This window comes from Streptomyces sp. WAC05292, assembly GCF_003949955.1.
GTDB classification, from domain to species: domain Bacteria; phylum Actinomycetota; class Actinomycetes; order Streptomycetales; family Streptomycetaceae; genus Streptomyces; species Streptomyces globosus.
In genome coordinates this window covers 1-928 of record NZ_RPSE01000789.1, presented here as the reverse complement: position 1 = coordinate 928, position 928 = coordinate 1, and the positions used below count along the sequence as shown (strand labels likewise).

The 928-nt window shown below is 77.4% G+C and carries 1 protein-coding gene; it reads left to right on the top strand.

What is annotated here, in order from left to right; translation table 11 throughout:
• Positions 1 to 195: 195 nt before the first annotated feature.
• On the top strand, positions 196 to 928 hold a 733-nt coding region (locus EF903_RS33045; RefSeq protein ID WP_148142667.1), incomplete at its 3' end, for an AfsR/SARP family transcriptional regulator.

The window sequence follows — 928 nt, the reverse complement described above, 5'->3', positions numbered from 1 at the left end:
CTCCACGGCCCGGCCCGCACCCCCGGTACGGCAGATCCTCGCAGGTCGCGGGCCCGCCCCCGACCGGCCGGGCGCGATCCGGCCGACAGGCGGCCGGATCGGGCGCTGTACGGCCGTTGTAGGCTTGCGTAGCGGATGGCCGGTACATCCTGTTGGGCACAAGGGGCCTACGCGCGGGGAGTTGGTGAGCAGCCGGTGAACGAAGCGCTGCCCGCCGCCTCCGCCGCCGCGGACCCCGCCGCGTCCTTCTCGCTGCTCGGGCCGGTCCAGGCGCACCACGGCGCTCTCGCCCTCCCCCTGGGACCGCCGCAGCAGCGCGCCGTGCTCGCGATGCTCCTGTGCCGGCACAACACGGTCGTCGACACCGGCGAGTTGGTCGACGGACTGTGGGGCGAGGCGCCGCCGCACACCGCCGTCGGCACCGTCCGCTCGTACGTGTACCGGCTGCGCCGCATCCTCGGCGACCGCATCGACACCCACGGCCAGGGCTACCGCCTGCGCCTCGGCCACGGCGAGCTGGACCTGTGCCGCTTCGAGGACCTCGTCGCCGAAGCCCGCGGCGCGGCGGCCGACGGGGACCCGGCCGCCGCCCGCGACGGGCTCGCGAAGGGGCTGGGAATGTGGCGCGGGACCCCGCTGGCCGGCCTTCCGGGGCCGCAGGCCCGCATCCAGCGCGACCGCCTCGCCGAACTGCGCCTGTCGGTGCTCGTCGAGCGGATCGAGCTGGACCTGCTGCTCGACCGGCACGCACGACTGGTCGGCGAACTCACCGGGCTCTGCGCGGAACACCCCCGCCACGACCGGCTCCGCGCCCTGCTCGACACCGTCCTGGAACGCAGCGGACGCGGCGGCGAGGCCCGTACGGCCCCGCCCGGCGGCGCCCGGCCGGCCGGGCCGCCGCAGGGACCGGCCCCCGGCACCGCCGCCC